This window comes from Amycolatopsis sp. NBC_00438, from assembly GCF_036026695.1.
Lineage (GTDB): Bacteria > Actinomycetota > Actinomycetes > Mycobacteriales > Pseudonocardiaceae > Amycolatopsis.
Genome location: NZ_CP107923.1, coordinates 2377922 through 2395006 on the forward strand (window position 1 = coordinate 2377922; position 17085 = coordinate 2395006).

At 73.9% G+C, this 17085-nt stretch carries 7 protein-coding genes and 1 pseudogene; all 8 read left to right on the forward strand.

What is annotated here, in order from left to right; genetic code table 11:
* Window positions 1-45: 45 nt before the first annotated feature.
* The 8 genes and pseudogenes from OG494_RS11150 to OG494_RS11185 all read left to right on the forward strand — a co-directional run bounded on the left by OG494_RS11150 (window position 46) and on the right by OG494_RS11185 (window position 17078).
* A complete protein-coding gene (locus OG494_RS11150; protein WP_328454603.1) occupies window positions 46-744 on the forward strand; it encodes a TetR/AcrR family transcriptional regulator in 699 nt (232 codons plus the stop codon).
* A pseudogene (locus OG494_RS11155) lies at window positions 741-1858 on the forward strand (FAD-dependent oxidoreductase). The gene OG494_RS11150 and the pseudogene OG494_RS11155 overlap by 4 nt, the downstream one beginning before the upstream one ends.
* A 30-nt stretch (window positions 1859-1888) precedes the next feature.
* A complete protein-coding gene (locus OG494_RS11160; RefSeq protein WP_328454605.1) occupies window positions 1889-2590 on the forward strand; it encodes an alpha/beta fold hydrolase in 702 nt (233 codons plus the stop codon).
* Between the two features lie 23 nt (window positions 2591-2613).
* Window positions 2614-3873, forward strand: a complete 1260-nt coding sequence (locus OG494_RS11165) for a PucR family transcriptional regulator (RefSeq protein WP_328454607.1) — start codon at window positions 2614-2616, stop codon at window positions 3871-3873.
* An 87-nt stretch (window positions 3874-3960) separates the two neighbouring features.
* On the forward strand, window positions 3961-4212 hold the full coding sequence (locus tag OG494_RS11170) for a hypothetical protein (RefSeq protein WP_328454609.1): 252 nt from the start codon (window positions 3961-3963) through the stop codon (window positions 4210-4212).
* A gap of 405 nt (window positions 4213-4617) precedes the next feature.
* Entirely contained in the window at window positions 4618-8049 is a 3432-nt protein-coding gene (locus tag OG494_RS11175; protein WP_328454611.1) for an AMP-binding protein, read from the forward strand.
* Window positions 8050-8109: 60 nt separating this feature from the next.
* Window positions 8110-11772 carry an amino acid adenylation domain-containing protein gene (locus tag OG494_RS11180; RefSeq protein WP_328454613.1) on the forward strand — a complete coding sequence of 1221 codons (3663 nt, stop codon included), beginning with the start codon at window positions 8110-8112 and terminating at the stop codon, window positions 11770-11772.
* Entirely contained in the window at window positions 11769-17078 is a 5310-nt protein-coding gene (locus tag OG494_RS11185; RefSeq protein WP_328454615.1) for a type I polyketide synthase, read from the forward strand. The genes OG494_RS11180 and OG494_RS11185 overlap by 4 nt, the downstream gene beginning before the upstream one ends.
* Window positions 17079-17085: the final 7 nt, after the last annotated feature.

Sequence of the window (17085 nt, forward strand, 5' to 3'; positions counted from 1 at the left end):
TGTTCGTTCCGAACGTGATCGTAACGAACATGTTCGCTACGGTGGATGTATGGCCGAGAACAGCACATCCGGCTTCGCCGGGAACGTCCGGCGAAGCCGGCGCTGACGCGTCAAGGGATCGTGGCGACGGCGGTCGCCGTCATGCGCGCCGAAGGTGCCGAGCGCGTCACCATGCGCCGGCTGGCCAAGGAGCTCGACACCGGACCCGCCTCGCTCTACGTGTACGTCAAGGACACCGAGGAACTGCACGCCGCGATGCTCGACGAGCTGCTCGCCGAGGTCGACCTCGGCGACGGCGGCACGGGGGAGTGGCGCGACCGGCTCTGGGCGGTGCTGGGCTCCTACCGCTCGGTGCTGTTCGCCCACCCGAGCCTCGCCCGGGTCGCGCTGGTGACCCGGCTGAGCGGGCCGCACTACCTGGCTGTCGTCGAAGCGGTGCTCGCGCTGCTCGACGAAGGCGGGATGCCGCCGGGGCAGGCAGCGTGGGCCGTCGACGTGCTGCTGCTGATCGCCACCGCGACCGCCGTCGAACACGGCAGCCGCCAGGAAAAGCCCGGCGCCGAGCGGGAGCACGACGTGCTCGTCGAGACGCTCGCCGGCCTCTCCGCGCGGACCTATCCGCACATCGCCGCGCTGGGCCCGGATCTCGTGTCCGGACCGGGCCTGTCCCGTGCGCGCTGGGCGTTCGACGTCCTGCTGAACGGCGCGCTGAGCACCACGCGCCCCCGGAACGAGCAGCGATGACGACCACCACCCACGTCACGATCGTCGGGGGCGGACTGGGCGGCCTCACCCTGGCCCGTGTCCTGCACACCCGCGGCATCGCCGCGACCGTCTGCGAACTCGACGCCTCCCCGGCCGCCCGCGACCAGGGCGGCACGTTGGACCTGTGCGAAGAATCGGGGCAGCACGCGCTGGCCGAGGCCGGCTTGACCGAGCGGTTCCACGCGATCGCCCGTGACGAAGGCGAGGCGCTGCGCATCCTGGACAAGCACGGCGTCGTCCGGTTCGAGGAGACCGCCGACGCGAGCGGCGGCACCCGGCCCGAGGTCGACCGCGGCGCGCTCAAACGGATCCTCGTCGAGTCGCTGCCGGACGGAGTTGTCCGCTGGGGCACGAAAGTGACCGCGGTGGCGGCCGGCCGGCTCACCCTGGACACCGGCGAAGTCCTCGAGTCCGACCTGGTCGTCGGCGCGGACGGGCCTGGTCGAAGGTCCGGCCGTTGCTGTCGGACGCCGTCCCGGTCTACTCGGGACTGTCCTTCGTCGAGGCTCATCTGTCCGATGTGGACACCGCGCACCCGGCCGTGGCCGCGCTGGTCGGCGCGGGCTCGATGTTCGCGCCGGCCGACGGGAAAGGCCTGATCGCCCAGCGCAACGGCGGCGGCCGGATCCGCGTCTACGCCGCCCTGCAGGCGCCGGCCGAGACGGTGACCGGGCTGGTCGACCCCACGGACCCGGCCGGGACCCGCGCACGGCTGCTCGAGGTCTTCGCCGACTTCGATGCCGGGCTGCGGGCGCTCATCGCGGACAGCGACGACACCCTGGTGCCCCGGCCGATCCACGCCCTGCCGGTCGGCCACCGGTGGGCGCGCGTGCCGGGGGTGACCCTGCTCGGCGACGCCGCGCACGTGATGTCGCCGTTCGCCGGCGAGGGCGCCAACCTCGCGATGCTCGACGCCGCCGAACTGGCCGTCGCGCTGTCCGGGCACGACGACGTCGAAAGCGCTCTCTCGGCCGACGAGACCGCGCTGTTCCCGCGAGCGGAAGAGGCCGCGCGGGGGTCGGCGGACAACCTCGCCGAGAGCTTCCGGCCGGACGCGCCCGCCGCGATGGTCGACCTGATGCTCTCGCACTGACCTGAACCCCCGCTCCCGAAAGGCGCCACCATGACCGAGAAGATCCTCCGGCCCGGCCCGGAGCTGGAACTGCACCTCACCGACACCGGCGAAGGGGGCCGTCCCGTGCTCGCCTTGCACGGCGGCGCCGGACCGCGCGGCGTCGCGCCGGTCGTCGAGCACTTCGCGCCGGAAAACCGGGTGCTCGCGCCGACCCACCCGGGCTGGGGCGGCACGCCGCGCCCGGAGTGGTTCACCGGCGTCGACAGCCTCGCCGTCACCTACCTCGACCTGCTGGAGGACGAAGACCTCACCGACGTCGTCGTCGTGGCCGGCTCGTTCGGCGGCTGGGTCGCGTCCGAAATGGCCGTGCGCGACCGCGGGCACCGGATCGGCGCGCTCGTCGTGCTCGACGGCATCGGCCCGGAGATCGACGGCCTTCCGGTCCGGATGCCGCGGCCGCAGCCCGGCGCGCCGGGGCCCGCACCCGCCGACCTGGCGACGATGCAGGTCTACACCGGTCCGGGGATGGGCGACCCCAAGCTGCTGCGCCGCCTCGCGCGGGTCCGGATCCCGGCTCTGCTGATCTGGGGCGACGAGGACACGGTCGTCCCGCCGGCGTTCGGCGAGGCCTACGCGGCGGGGTTCGCGGACGCCCGGTTCGAGGTCGTGGCGGGTGCCGGGCATCTGCCCGCGGTGCAGAATCCGGCCGCGACGTTCGAATTGGTCGACGAGTTCCTGGTGAAAGCATGATCGTTCACCTCTAGGGTGGCTCCATGGTGGACGAAGAAACCGTCTCGGAGCGGATCCGGCAGGTCGCCGCCTCGCTGGCCGATCGCGCGGGTGACCTCACCGGCGACCTGGTGCAGCTCTACGCCGCGGAGCTGCCGCAGCTGGTCCACGACGACGAGCGGATGGTCAGCCTGCTGACCGCGAGCGTCTACCAGAACATCGAGACCGGGCTGCAGATCCTCCAGCACAGCATCGACCCGGCCCACGTCGAGGCGCCGGCCGCCGCGCTCGAGTACGCGCGGCGGCTGGCGCAGCGCGGCACGCCGGTCTTCGACCTGATCCGGGCCTACGACGTCGGGCAGGCCGCGATGCTGGACTTCGGGTTCCAGGAGTGCACCCGCCAGGTCGCCGAGGCCGAGCTGCTCGGCGAGATGATGCGCCGGCTGCTGAAGGTCGTCTTCGAGTTCGTCACCCGGGTCACCCGGCAGCTGATCACCGTCTACCAGGACGAACGCGACCGGTGGCTGCTCAATCGGAGCGCGGCGCGGGCGGCCAAGGTGCAGGAGCTGCTGGGGGAGAACCACGGCCCGCTCGACGCCGCGTCCGTCGACGCGGCCGAGGCCGTGATCGGCTACCGGCTGCGCGGCACGCACGCCGGGATGATCCTCTGGCACACCGGAACCGCGGACGACGTGCTGTCGGTGCTGGAGTCGGTCGCGGCCGCGGTGCTCGGCCGCGTCCAGGACCACGGGCGGCCGCTGTTCGTGCCGCGCGACGAGGCGAGCGCGTGGGTGTGGCTGCCGCTCGGCCGCGACGTCACGATCGGCCGCGCCCACCTCGACGAGGTCCTCGCGGCGGCCGAACCCGGCGTCCGGGTGACCGTCGGTGACCCCGCGACCGGCGTCGGCGGCTTCCGCGACACCCACCACCAGGCCCTGCGGGTGCACGCGCTGGCGCTCGCGGCCGGTGAGCACTGCGACCGCGCGCTGACCTTCCGCGAGGTCGGCACGATGGCGCTGCTGACGTCCGACCTCAACGCGGCCCGCCTGTGGATCACGAGCACCCTCGGGCCGCTGGCCGCCGACGACGAGAACTGCGGGCGCCTGCGCGAAACCCTCCACGTCTTCCTCGCCTCCGGCGGCAGCTACACCGCGGCGGCAGCCGAGCTGACGATGCACAAGAACTCCGTGCAGTACCGCGTCCGCAAGGCCCAGGAACTGCTGCCGCGCGAGCTCGGCACGAACCGCCTGGACGTCGAGCTCGCCCTGAGCCTGTGCCACCGGCTCGGCGCCGCGGTGCTCTGAGGCTTTGGTGTCGCAGACCACACCCGCCGAAGATCGTTGGGTCCGGGACACGAAGTCTTCCCGCGGTTTCGAGCCTACCTTTCGATCATGGGTGAAAACGGTGGGATGCTCGCACTGGTGCGGCTACGCCGAGGCGTCGTCGGCGAGAGCAGACGCGTCTGTCACCTGATCCCCGTCCCGGCCCCCGGTGCCGTCCCCGAGTACCTGACGGCCCTGTGCGGCGAGTCGATCTTCCCCGGTGAGGCCGAGGTGCTCGACGGCCTGCGGGGGATGCCGTGCCACGCGTGCCTGATGGCGGACGCGCCGGTGGGCGGCGGCTTCCTGGCGAACGCGGGTTAGCGCCGCCCCGGCGGGTTCTGGATCGATTTCGTGAAAATGCCACTCCGTGCCGTGCGGAAAGTCGATTTCCGCGGCGGGAGTCGGTGAATATCCGACCGGGCGAATAACTTTCCGGCATTGTCGCAGGGAGTAGCCGGCCGGGTGTCCACTGTGGTCGTCAGTGCGACATAGGTCGACGTTCCGGACGCGCCGAGCTGTCGATCACGTGGGAAAACACCACGTCGAGCCCCGGATCGATAGTCCATTCGGACTAACTCTGCGGATTACGTATCCACACGGGACGTCGTGAGCTTTAACCTTGCGTGATTCTTCACCATGAATCGCACTGGGGAGTGAGATGAAGTCGACGTCACCGCTTTGGCTGCCGCGCGCCCAATCACCGTCGGAACGGGCGCTCCTCGAGCGATGACGCAAGCCGGCTGCATCAGACGCTTCGAAGGAATCGCCCGGCAGTCGCCCGACCGGATCGCCGTCGTCGAGCACGACGCGGTGGTGAGCTACGCCCGGCTGGCGGGGCTCGCCGGCGGGCACGCCGCGCGGCTGCTCGACGCGGGCGTCCGGCCCGGCGACCGGGTCGGTCTCGTCACGGGGCACGGCACGCGGGCGATCGCCGCGATCCTGGGCACGCTCGCCGCCGGGTGCGCGTACGTCCCGCTGGACCCGACGTTCCCGCGCGACCGGCTCGAGCACCAGGTCGGCGCCGCCCGTGTGTCGGCCGTGCTGGCCGACGCCGAGCACGTGGAGCTCGCGGAAGCCTTGTGCGACAACGGGTCCGCTCGCGTCGTCCGGACCGGGCCGGAGACCGCGCCGCTGCCGGTCCCCGACCCGGACCCGGACACGACGGCCTACGTGCTGTTCACGTCGGGCTCCACCGGCACGCCCAAGGCCTTCGCGCAGACCCACCGCAACCTGCTGCACGTGGTGGACAACCAGATCGCGAGCCTCGGCGTCACCGCGGCGGACCGGCTGAGCCTGCTGGCCTCCTTCGGCTTCGACGCCGCGATCCCGGACCTGTACCCCGCGCTGCTGACCGGCGCCGCCGTGGTGCCGGTGGACCTGCGCGTCCACGGGGTCGCGCACGCCGCGCGGGAGCTGGCGCGGCACGAGGTGACCGTCTACCACTCGACGCCGACGGTCTACCGCTACCTGCTGGACAGCTTCGACGGCGCGCTGCCGTCGGTGCGGACCGTGCTCCTGGGCGGCGAGCCCGCCACCTACGCCGACGTCCGCCGCGGCCGGTTCGCCGACGGCTGCGTGTTCGTCAACGGCTACGGCGCGACCGAGGTGACCTTCGCCGCGCACCACCGCCTGACCAGCGCCGACGTCGACCCGGACGCCACCGGCCCGCTGCCGATCGGGACCGCGCTCCCAGGTTACGAGCTGACCGTCCTGGACGGTGGTGAGCTGGAGGTCCGGAGCGAGTTCCTGGCCGAGGGCTACCTCGACCGGCCGAGCCCGGCGTTCGGCACGACCGCGGCCGGGCTCCGCACCTACCGCACCGGCGACCTCGGCGAGGTCCTGCCGGACGGGAACCTGGTCTGCCTGGGCCGGCTGGACCGGCAGGTCAAGGTACGCGGCTTCCGCGTCGAGCTGACCGAGATCGAGGCGAAGCTCGCGGAGCACGCCGAGGTGGCCGAAGCGCGGGCCATCGTCCGCGACGGCGAGCTCCTGGCCTACGTCGTCCCTGCTCCGGACGCCGGGCCGGACCCGGTGGCGCTGCGCACCGGGCTCACCGAGGTCCTGCCCGGGTATGCCGTGCCCGCCGCGGTGATCGTCGTGGCGGCGTTCCCGCTGACCGTCACCGGCAAGCTCGACGAAGAAGCACTTCCGGCGCCGCGGCCCTGCGCGCCGGCCGGAATCGCGCCGCTGTCCGAGGCCGAACAGCAGGTCCACGCGATCTGGCACGAAGTACTCGGCCACGCGAACTTCGGCACCTCGGACGCGTTCTTCGACGTCGGCGGGCATTCCCTGCTGCTGGGGCGGGTCCAGCAGCGGCTCGCCGCGGAGTTCGACACGGACGTCCCGCTGCTCGGCCTGCTGGAACACCCCACCGTCGCGGCCCAGGCGGCGTACCTCGACGAGTCCACTTCGGACCGTCCGCGGGGCGCCGAGCCGCCGTCGGACGTGGACGGCAGCGACCTGATCGCCGTCGTCGGCCTGGCTTGCCGCTTCCCGGGCGCCCCGGACGCACCGGCGTTCTGGTGGAACCTGTGCGCCGGGGTCGACGCGATCCACGACCACACCGACGACGAGCTCGCCGCGCTCGGCATCGGGCCCGGCCTGCGCGCCGACCCGGCGCACGTCCGCGCCGGCGGGCGGCTGGACGGCGTCGAGGACTTCGACGCGGAGTTCTTCGGGTTCACCGCCGACGAGGCCGCCCGCACCGACCCGCAGCACCGCCTCTTCCTGGAGACGGCGTGGCGGGCCCTGGAGGACGCGGGCCGCGACCCGGCGCGGGAAACCGGCCCGGTCGGCGTCTTCACCTCCGCCGGGGTGAACCGCTACTTCCTGTTCCACCTGTTCGGGAACCCGGCCGTGACCGGCGACGTCGACCCGGACGACTGGGAGGGCCGGCTGCTCGGCCGCCAGCTCACCGACCACCTGCCCGGCCAGGTCGCCTACCGGCTCGGCCTGACCGGGCCCGCGATCGCCGTCCAAAGCGCCTGCTCCAGCTCGCTCGCCGCGGTCGGGCTCGCGGCGCAGAGCCTCGCCGAATACCGCTGTGACCTGGCGCTCGCCGGGGGCGTGAGCGTCACCTGGCCGCGGTACCGCAGCGGTGGTCTCGCCTCACCGGACGGCCGGTGCCGCGCCTTCGACGTCGCGGCCGAAGGCGCCGGATTCGGCTCCGGTGCCGGGGTCGTCGTGTTGCGGCGGCTGTCCGACGCGCTCGCCGACCACGACCACATCCACGCCGTCCTGCCCGGCTGGGCGATGACCAACGACGGGCCCGACCGCGCCGGGTACGCCGTGCCGGGGCCGGCCGGGCAGGCCGCCGCCGTCGCCGAGGCGCTGGCCGTCGCCGGGGTCGACCCGGCCGAGGTGCGGCTGATCGAGGCCCACGGCAGCGGTACGCCCCTGGGCGACGCGATCGAGGTCGCGGCCCTGAACCGGGTGTACGGCGACCTGCCTCCGGGCACCTGCGCGCTCGGCTCGGTCAAGACGAACATCGGGCACCTCGACGCCGCCGCCGGTGTGGCCGGGCTGATCAAGACCGTGCTGTCCGTCCGCCACGGCGTGATCCCGCCCAACCTGCACTTCACCGCGCCGCACCCGGAGGTCGACCTGGCCGGCGGCCCCTGCTACGTCCCGGTGAAGGCCGCCGACTGGCCGGACGCGGAACGCCGGGTGGCCGGGGTCAGCTCGTTCGGGATGGGCGGCACCAACGTCCACGTCGTCGTCGAAGAGGCCCCGGCCACCGGGCCGCGGGTCACCGCCGACGGTCCGTACGTGCTGCCGGTGTCCGCGCGGGACCCGGAAGCGTTGCGCGAAGCGCTTTCCCGGCTGCGTGACCGGCTCGCCGACGACCCGCCGCCCCTGGCCGACGTCGCCTACACCCTCGCGGTCGGACGCCGGGAGTTCGCGGCCCGTGCCGCCGTGGTCGCGTCGACCGCCGCGGAGGCCGTCGACGCCCTCGACGTCTTGCTGGCCGGCGGCACGGACGTCGCCGGGCCCCCCGGTGCGGCCGGCGAACTGGCCACCCGCTGGGTGCGCGGTGGCGACGTCGACTGGGCCGCGCGGCACGACGGCGCCGAGCCGGGCCGGGTGCCGTTGCCCGGCTACCCCTTCCAGCGCAGCAGATTCTGGATCGACCCGCCGGTCCCGGGTGACCACCTGTGACCAGCACCGGCCCGGCCGCCACCGCGGCCCCGGGCAGCAGACCGACCTGGGGAGTTCACCGTGACCGACACGCTGCCCGTCGCGGGCACGCACGGCCCGCCACTGTCCTATCCGGACACCACCGTGGCCGGACTGGTCCTGGACCAGGCACGCCGGACGCCGGACGCGCTCGCCGTGCGGCAGGGCGCCGAGCGGCTCACCTACGCTGAGCTGGTCGCCGCCGCCTGGGGCGTCGCGGCGCTGCTGCGCGAACGAGGCGCGGGTGTCGAAACCCGGGTCGGCGTGTGCGCCCACCGGCGTCCCGCGCTGATCGCCACCGTCCTCGGTGTCCTGTTGTCCGGCGGCTGTTACGTGCCGCTGGACCCCGGCGGGCCGCGGGCGCGACTGGCCGGGATCGCCGCCGACGCCGAGGTGAAGCTCGTGATCGGCGACGCCGCGGTCGCGGAATTCGGTGCGGTGGACGGGATCGAGGCCCTCGACGTCCCGCCGCCCGGCGAGCCCGGCGTCTGCCCGGCCACCCCGGACAGCACCGCCCACGTGCTCTACACGTCCGGGTCGACCGGGCGGCCGAAAGGCGTGCTCACCACCCACCGCAACGTCGTCGCGTTCGTCACCGGCTTCGCCGCCCGCCTCGGCGTCGGCCCCGGCACCCGCACGCTCGGCATCTCCTCGCTCGGCTTCGACGCGTTCACGATGGACGTCTTCCTGCCCTTGACCCACGGAGGTTCGGTGCAGCTGGCCGGTTCGGCGGACCGGGCCGACCCCGAACGGCTGCGCCGGTTCGTCGTCGAGCACCACGTCGACTGGGGTTTCATCACGCCGACCCTGCTGGCCATGCTGGACCCGGCGGACGTGCCGGACTGGCAGACCGTGGCGTGCGGAGGAGAACCCGTGCCCGCCGAACTCGCCGCCCGATGGCTGCCCGGACGCCGGTTCTTCAGCGCCTACGGCCCGACCGAGACGACTGTCGTCGTGGTCACCGACGAGGTCACCGGTCTGCCGGCCGACCCGCTGCCGCTGGGCACGCCGACGCCGAACCACCGCGCGCACGTCGTCGACGACGACCTGCGGCCGGTCGCGCCGGGTGAGGTCGGCGAGCTGCTGATCGGTGGCCCCGGCGTCGCCGCGGGCTACCTCGGCGGCCCGGAGCAGACCGAGCGGAAATTCGTGGCGGACCCGTTCACGCCGGGGGAGCGGCTCTACCGCACCGGCGACCGGGCGTGGGTGCTTCCCGACGGCCGGCTGGAGTTCGCCGGCCGCGCCGACCGGCAGGTCAAGGTGCGCGGTCAGCGCATCGAGCTGGGCGAGGTCGAGGCGGCCCTGGCCGCGCACCCGGAGGTGGGCGCGGTCGCGGTGGAAGCGGTCCCGGGCCCGGGTGGCACCCGGCTGGTCGCGTTCCTCACGCCGGCATCGGTGCCGCCGAGCGAGGCGGGCGGCGTCGGAGCGAGTGCGGCTCCGGTGCCGCCGGAGGGAGTGGTCGCCGGTTCGGGCGGTGCCCGGGTGAGTGTGGTTTCACTGCCGCCGGGCGTGGACGTCGCCGGTTCGAGCGGTGCCCGAGCGGCTTCGACGCCCTCCGACGAGGGCGCTCCGGGTCCCACGGCCTCGCTGCCGTCCGACGAAGATGTTCAGGCGTACGCGGGCGACCGGCTCACCGAGGCGATGCGGCCGGCCGTCATCCGGCGGCTCGCCGTGCTGCCGGTGAACCCGGTGACCGGCAAGATCGACCGGCCCGCGTTGCGTGCGCTGGCCGAAACCGAAGCCCCGGCCGCCCTCGGCGAACCGGAAACCCCGGTCGCCCGGGCGGTCGCGCGGGTGTGGCGGAAGGTGCTCGGCGCCGGCGCGGGCCCCGACTTCTTCGCCTCCGGTGGTGACTCGATCACGGCGATGCGGCTGGTCGCGGCCTTGCGCGCGGACCTGGCCGCCGACGTCGCCACCGAGGACGTCCTGACCGGGCGGACCCTCGACGGCGTCGCCCGGCGGGTCGCCGCGGCCGTCCCGCTGACCGGGCCGGGCCTGACCACCGGACACGCACCCACCCTGTCGCCGCCGCAACGGCGGCTGTGGTTCCTCGACCAGCTCGCCCCGGACGCGGCGCCGTACAACATCGCGATGGCCTTCCGGCTGTCCGGACGCCTGGACCTCGCCCGGTTGCGCACCGCGTTGCGCGCGGTGGCCGAACGGCACGACGTGCTGCGCTGGCGGATCCGCCCGGTCGACGGCGTCCCGCAGGCCGAATGCCTTCCCGTGGCGGACATTCCGCTGCCGATGACCAGCGTGACCGAGCCGTTCCTCGCCGATCGGCTGGCCGTCGACGCGGCGACCCCGGTGCACCTCGACCGCGAGCCGCCGTGGCGGGTCCGGCTCTACGAACTCGGCCCGGACGAGCACGTGCTCGCCTTCACCCTGCACCACGCCGTGTTCGACGGCTGGTCCCAGGACCTGCTCTGCGCCGACCTCTCCGCGGCCTACGCCGGGGAGTCGCTGCCGCCGACCGCGTCCTATGCGGACTACGCGGCGTGGCGCGCGGACCGCGACAGCCGTCGCGAAGCCGTCGACCTCGCCTGGTGGACCGAACACCTGGCCGGGGCGCCGTCCACAGTGGACCTCCCGCGCGATCGGCCGCGCCCTGCTGTGCAGACCTACCACGGCGCGAGCGTGCACCAGGCGTTCCCGGACGGCGCCGCCGACGCCGTCCGCGATCTCGCCGCACGCACCGGAACCACCCAGGCCGGGGTCCTGCTGGCCGCGTTCGGGCAGCTGCTGCACCGGCTCACCGGTGGCGACGACCACCTCGTCGCCACCGTCGTCGCCGACCGGCAGCTGCCCGAGACCCAGGACGTCGCCGGGTTCTTCGTGGACATCGTGCCGGTGCGGTTGCGCGCCGGCGACGACGCGGACTTCGCCACGCACGCCCGGCGCGGCGGGGCCGAGCTGCTGGCCGCGACCGCGCACCCGGCGGCGTCGATCGAGCAGCTCGTGACCGCCCTCGGCGTCACCCGCGATCCCGCGCGGGCGCCGCTGGTGCAGGTGATGGTGAACGTCCTGAACTTCACCGAGCCGCGCCTGGAGCTGCCCGGCGTGCGGGCCGGCTGGCTGCCGGTCGCCAAGCCGGGGTCGCCGTTCGACCTGACCGTCTACGTCCTCGGCCACGGCGTCGAACTGCTCTACAACCCGGACCTGTTCGACGCCGCCCGGATGACCGCGCTCGCCGCGGACTACGCGGACCTGCTCGCCGGACTGGCCGCGACGCCGGACCGGCCGGTCGGGACGCTCTTGCCCGAAACCCCGCGGCCTTCGGTGCGCACCGCCGCGCCGGGCGCGATGACCCGCGCGCACCCCGCGCCCGCGCCGGTCGTCACCGACGTCGCGGCGCTGGCCGCGACCGAGGCGGTGATCGCGCAGGCCTGGCGGGACGTGCTCGGCGTCGAAAGTGTGGGCGTCACCGACAACTTCTTCGACGTCGGGGGCCACTCGCTCGCCCTGATGCAGGTGCACGCCCAGGTCACCGACCGGCTCGGCCGCCGCATCCCGGTCGTCGAGCTGTTCAGCCACCCCACCGTCCGCGCCCTCGCCGCTCACCTGCAGGCGGCGGCCGGCGCCCAGCCCGACACCGCGCTGGCCCGCGCCGCCGAGCGGGTCGCCGCCCGCCGGGGGCGCACCCCGTCCAGAAGACCCCGCCGCCCGGCCGCCACGAACGGCCACGAACAGGAGCGCCACCAGTGACCCACGACTTCGAAACCGGCCCCGGCGAACCCGGCGCCGAGCCGATCGCGATCGTCGGGATGGCCGCCCGCGTCCCCGGCGCCGGCGACCTCCGCCAGTTCTGGCGCAACCTCGTCGACGGCGTCGAGTCGATCAAGCCCGCCACGCCCGAGGAACTGCTGGCCCGCGGCGCCGACCCGGAAACGCTGGAAGATCCCAGCTGGGTCAACGCCACCACGGTGGTCGACGGCTTCGACGAGTTCGACGCCGAGCTGTTCGGCATGACCAGCCGCGAGGCGGAGATCACCGACCCGCAGCACCGGGTGTTCCTCGAGGCGTGTCACTCGGCGCTGACCGACGGCGGTTACGACCCGGCCCGCTACCGCGGCGCGATCGGCGTCTACGGCGGGTCCGGCCGGACCGGTTACCTGATCGAGAACCTGCTGCGCAACGAGCGGATCATGGCCTCGCAGCACGGCGGCATCGGGATGTCCACGGGCAACCAGCCGAGCTACCTGACGACGTCGGTGTCCTACAAGCTGAACCTGCGCGGCCCGAGCCTGGCGCTGCACACGGCGTGCTCGACGTCGCTGGTCGCCGTGCACCTGGCCTGCGAGGCGCTGCGCAACGGCGAATGCGAGATGGCGCTGGCCGGCGGCGTGAACCTGGAGATGCCGCACGGCATCGGCTACATGGGTGTCGAGGGCTTCACCTCGCCGGACGGGCACGTCCGCGCGTTCGACGCCGAGGCCAACGGCACGGTGTGGAGCAGCGGCGTCGGTGTGGTGCTGGTCAAGCGGCTGGCGCAGGCCATCGAGGACGGCGACCACATCCGCGCGGTGGTGCTCGGCAACGCGATCAACAACGACGGCGCCACCAAGGTCGGCTTCTCGGCGCCGAGCGTCGCCGGGCAGACCGAGGCGATTGCGCAGGCCGTCGGCATGGCCGGGGTCGACCCGCGCACCATCGGTTACGTCGAGGCGCACGGCACCGGCACCGCCCTGGGCGACCCGATCGAGGTCACCTCACTGTCCACTGTGTACGGCCACGGCGTGCCGGATACCGCCTGGTGCGCGATCGGCTCGGTCAAGTCGAACATCGGCCACCTGTCCCAGGCCGCCGGCGTGGTGGCGCTGATCAAGACCGTCCTCGCGATGGAACACGGGCTCATCCCGCCGACCATCAACTACGACGAGCCCAACCCGGGCATCGACTTCCCGGCGAGCCCGTTCTACCCGGCCCGCACGGTGACGAAGTGGGAGGCGGGCGACGCCCCGCGCCGGGCCGGCGTCAGCTCGTTCGGCGTCGGCGGCACCAACGCCCACGTCGTGCTGGAAGAGGCGCCGGTTCCGCAGCGCCGGCACCTGCCACGCCCCGCGCACCTGCTGCGGGTCTCGGCGAACACCGAGGACGCGCTGTCGGCTGCCGTCGAACAGCTCGCGGACCGGCTGGCCGGGGACATCGATCTCGACCTCGCCGACGTCGCGCACACCCTCGCGGCCGGGCGCACCGAGTACGCGCACCGGGCGGCCGTCGTCGCCCGGGACACCGAGGACGCCGTCGACGGCCTTCGCGACGCGCGTCGCCTGGTCACCGCCCGAGCCGGCGAGCTGAAGGTCGCGTTCCTGTTCTCCGGCCAGGGTTCCCAGTACGCGGGGATGGGCGCCGAGCTGTACCGCAGCGAGCCGGTGTTCGCCGCGGCCGTCGACGAGTGCTGCGAGCTGGCCGGGATCGCGGGCCTGAAGGGGCTGATCCTCGAACGCGGCGGCGACGCGAAACTGCGGGAGACGCGGTACACGCAGCCCGCGCTGTTCGTCGTCGAGTACGCCCTGGCGACGCTGTGGCGCAGCTGGGGTGTCCGGCCCGGCGCGATGATCGGCCACTCGATCGGCGAGTACGTCGCCGCGACCGTGGCCGGGGTGTTCACCGTCGCCGACGCGCTGAAGCTGGTCGTCCGGCGCGGTGAGCTGATGCAGTCGATGCCGTCCGGCGCGATGCTGGCGATCCAGCTGGACGAACAGGCCGTGACCCAGCGGCTGCCCGAGGGACTGTCGGTCGCCGGGGTCAACGGGCCGGGGACCTGCGTCGTCGCGGGCCCGGTCGACGTCGTCGCCGACTTCGCCGCGTGGCTCAAGTCCAGCGACGTGCAGTGCCGCGAGCTGGTGACCTCGCACGCGTTCCACTCGCCGATGATGGACCCGATCCTGGCGGAGTTCACCGAAGCCGTCGCCGCGGTGCCGCGCTCGGCGCCGTTGCTGCCGTTCCTGTCCAATCTGACCGGCGGCTGGATCACCGACGCCCAGGCCACCGACCCCGGCTACTGGGCCGCGCACCTGCGCCAGGCCGTCCGCTTCGGCGACTGCGTGCGGACGCTGTTCGCCGGCGGCGAGCGGTGGGCGCTTCTCGAGTGCGGCCCCGGCCACCAGTTGGCCGGGCTCGCCCGCGGCCAGGTGCCGAAGAGCTTGCCCGCGCCGCAGCCGAGCCTGCCCGGCCGCACCGACCGCGAGGGCGACGTCGAGACGCTGTACGCGGCCGCCGGTCTACTGTGGACACACGGCCTGGTTCTGGACGCGGTGACGTCCGGACACCGCGTGCCGCTGCCGGGTTATCCCTACGCGCGCAAGCGGTACTGGGTCGACCCCGACCCGGCGGGCACGGTCACCGAGCCGGTGAAGCCGAGCGGGCCGTTGCCGCTCGAAGAGTGGTTCGCCGTGCCGTCGTGGCGGCAGGCCGGGCCGGAGGTGCGGCGCGAACCGTTCACCTCCTGCCTGGCGTTCGTCGACGACGACGTCCTGCCCGGTCTGCTGCGCGACGCGGGTGTCACGGTCACGGAGGTCCGCCCGGGTGCGCGGTTCGCCGCGGTCGACGGCGGGTTCACCGTCCGGCCGGGGGAGCGCGCCGACTACGACGAGCTGGTCGCCGCGCTCGGCACCCGGCCCGAGCGGGTCGTGCACGCCTGGGCGCTGGGCGGCACCGAGACCGGGATGGCGGCCCAGGACCGTGGCTTCTTCAGCGTGCTCAGCCTGGTCCAGGCGTGGGCCGAGCCGCTGCGGATCGACGTCCTGAGCACCGGTACCGCCGACGTCACCGGCACCGACCTGACCCGCCCCGAACACGCGACGCTCGCCGGGATCGCCCGCGTGCTGCCCCTGGAGCAGCCCGGCACGGTCGTGCGCCGGATCGACGTCGAGGCGCTCTCCGCCGGGGTCGTCGCCGAGTTGTCCGCGCCGGCGGACGCCCACGCCGAGGTCGCGCTGCGCCGCGGCCGCCGCTGGGTCCTGGACCACACGCAGCTCACGCTGCCCGAAGCCGAGACGCCGGTCCTGCGCCCGGAAGGCCGTTACCTGATCACCGGCGGCACGGGCGGGATCGGCATCACCCTCGCCGAGGACTTCGCGCTGCGCGTCCGGGCGAAGCTCATCCTGCTGTCCCGCAACGGCTTGCCGCCGCGCGAGGAATGGGACGCGCACCTCGCCGCGCGGGGTGGCACCGACCGGCTCGGGCGCGCGATGCTCGCCGTCCGGCGGATGGAGGCGGCCGGCGCGGTGGTGCACGTGCTCGCCGCCGACGTCACCGACCCGGCGCGGCTGCGGGAGGTCCGGGAGCTGGCCGAGCGCGAGTTCGGCGGCCTCGACGGCATCGTCCACGCGGCCGGACTGCCCGGCGGCGGCGTCGCCGAGGTCAAGGAGCGGGCGGCCGCCGAGTCGGTGCTCGCCCCGAAGATCGGCGGCACCCTCGCGCTGGCCGAGGCGTTCTCGGACCTGCCGATGGACTTCGTCGCGCTGTGCTCGTCGGTCACCTCAGTTTCGGGGGACTTCGGGCAGGTCGACTACTGCGCCGCCAACAACTTCCTCGACGCCTACGCCCGCGGCGACCACGGCTGGCAGGCCCGGGTCGTCGCGCACGACTGGGGCGGCTGGGACGAGGTCGGCATGGCCGCCGAAGTCGAAGCGCCGTCGCTGATCCGGTCGACGCGTGAGCGCGCCGACGGTCCGGTCGCGCACCCGATCCTGAGCACACGCTCCGCGGGCGGCGTCCACGGGCTCGTCTCGGCGGCCGGGCACTGGCTGCTCGACGAGCACCGGATCGCCGGCGTGCCGGTGGTGCCCGGGACCGGGCACCTGGAGACCGTGCGGGCGGCCGTCGAAGCGGCGCTGCCGAAGCCGGGCGACGGTCATGTCGTCGAACTGCGGGACGTCGCGTTCCTGGAGCCGTTCTCGGTCCCGGAAGGTTCGGTCGCGGAGTACCGCGTCACCTTCGACGGTGACGGGTTCACCGTGACGAGCCGGGTGGCGGGCGTGACCAAGACGCACGTCCGGGGCTCCGCGGGCTGGGTCCCGGCGCCGGAGACGTCCACTGTGGATTTGGGCGCGATCCGCGGCCGGACCGAGGTGCTCGACGACGGCAAGGGCTTCGGCACCGGCCGGACCAGCATGGTCACCTTCGGCCCGCGCTGGGCCGCGCTGCGTACCCACCACCTGGGCGAGCACGAGGAACTGGCGTCGATCGTCGCGCCGGACGCGGCGGCCGGCGACACCGGCTGGGGCCTGCACCCGGCGCTGCTCGACATCGCGACGGCCTTCGGCCGCGGCCGGGGCAGCGGCACCTACCTGCCGATAAGCTACGGCCGGATGGTCGTGCACGGCGTCCTCCCGGCGAGCTTCCACAGCCACCTGCGCTACCGGGATTCCGGCGGTGACCAGGTGATCGCCGCCGACCTGACACTGTGCGCCGACGACGGCCGTGTGGTGGCCGAGATCGAGGACTTCGTGCTGCGCCAGGTCGACGAGAACGCGGTCAGCGGTGGCCTCGCTGCGAAGCCGCCCACTGCAGCGGGGACGTCGGCCGGGATCCGGCCGGTCGACGGCGCCGAGGCGTTCCTGCGGGCCCTGACCCCGGGTCTCGGCGGCCAGGTCGTGATCAGCACCCGCCCGGTGCGGGACCTCTTCGACCGCCGCGTGACCGCCGAGGCGCTGGTGGAGACCGAAGAGACCGTGGAAGCCGCCACGCCGCTGGCGCAGGACGACTACGTCGCCCCGCGCACCGACCTGGAAGCGGAGATCGCCCGGCAGTGGGCCGAAGTCCTCGGCGTCGAGCGCATCGGCGTCCACGACGACTTCTTCGCCCTCGGCGGCAACTCCCTGGTCGCCATCCAGCTCATCGCCCAGGTCCGCAAGACCACCGGCGCCCGGCTGGCGATGAAGACGCTGTTCGAATCCTCCACGGTGGCCACCCTCGTCGAGCGGATCGAGGAGCTGCGGGCCGACGCGGCCCCGGTCCCGGCCGAAGAACCCGCCGCCACCACCATCCCCAAGCTCGAGCGCTGAAGCAGGA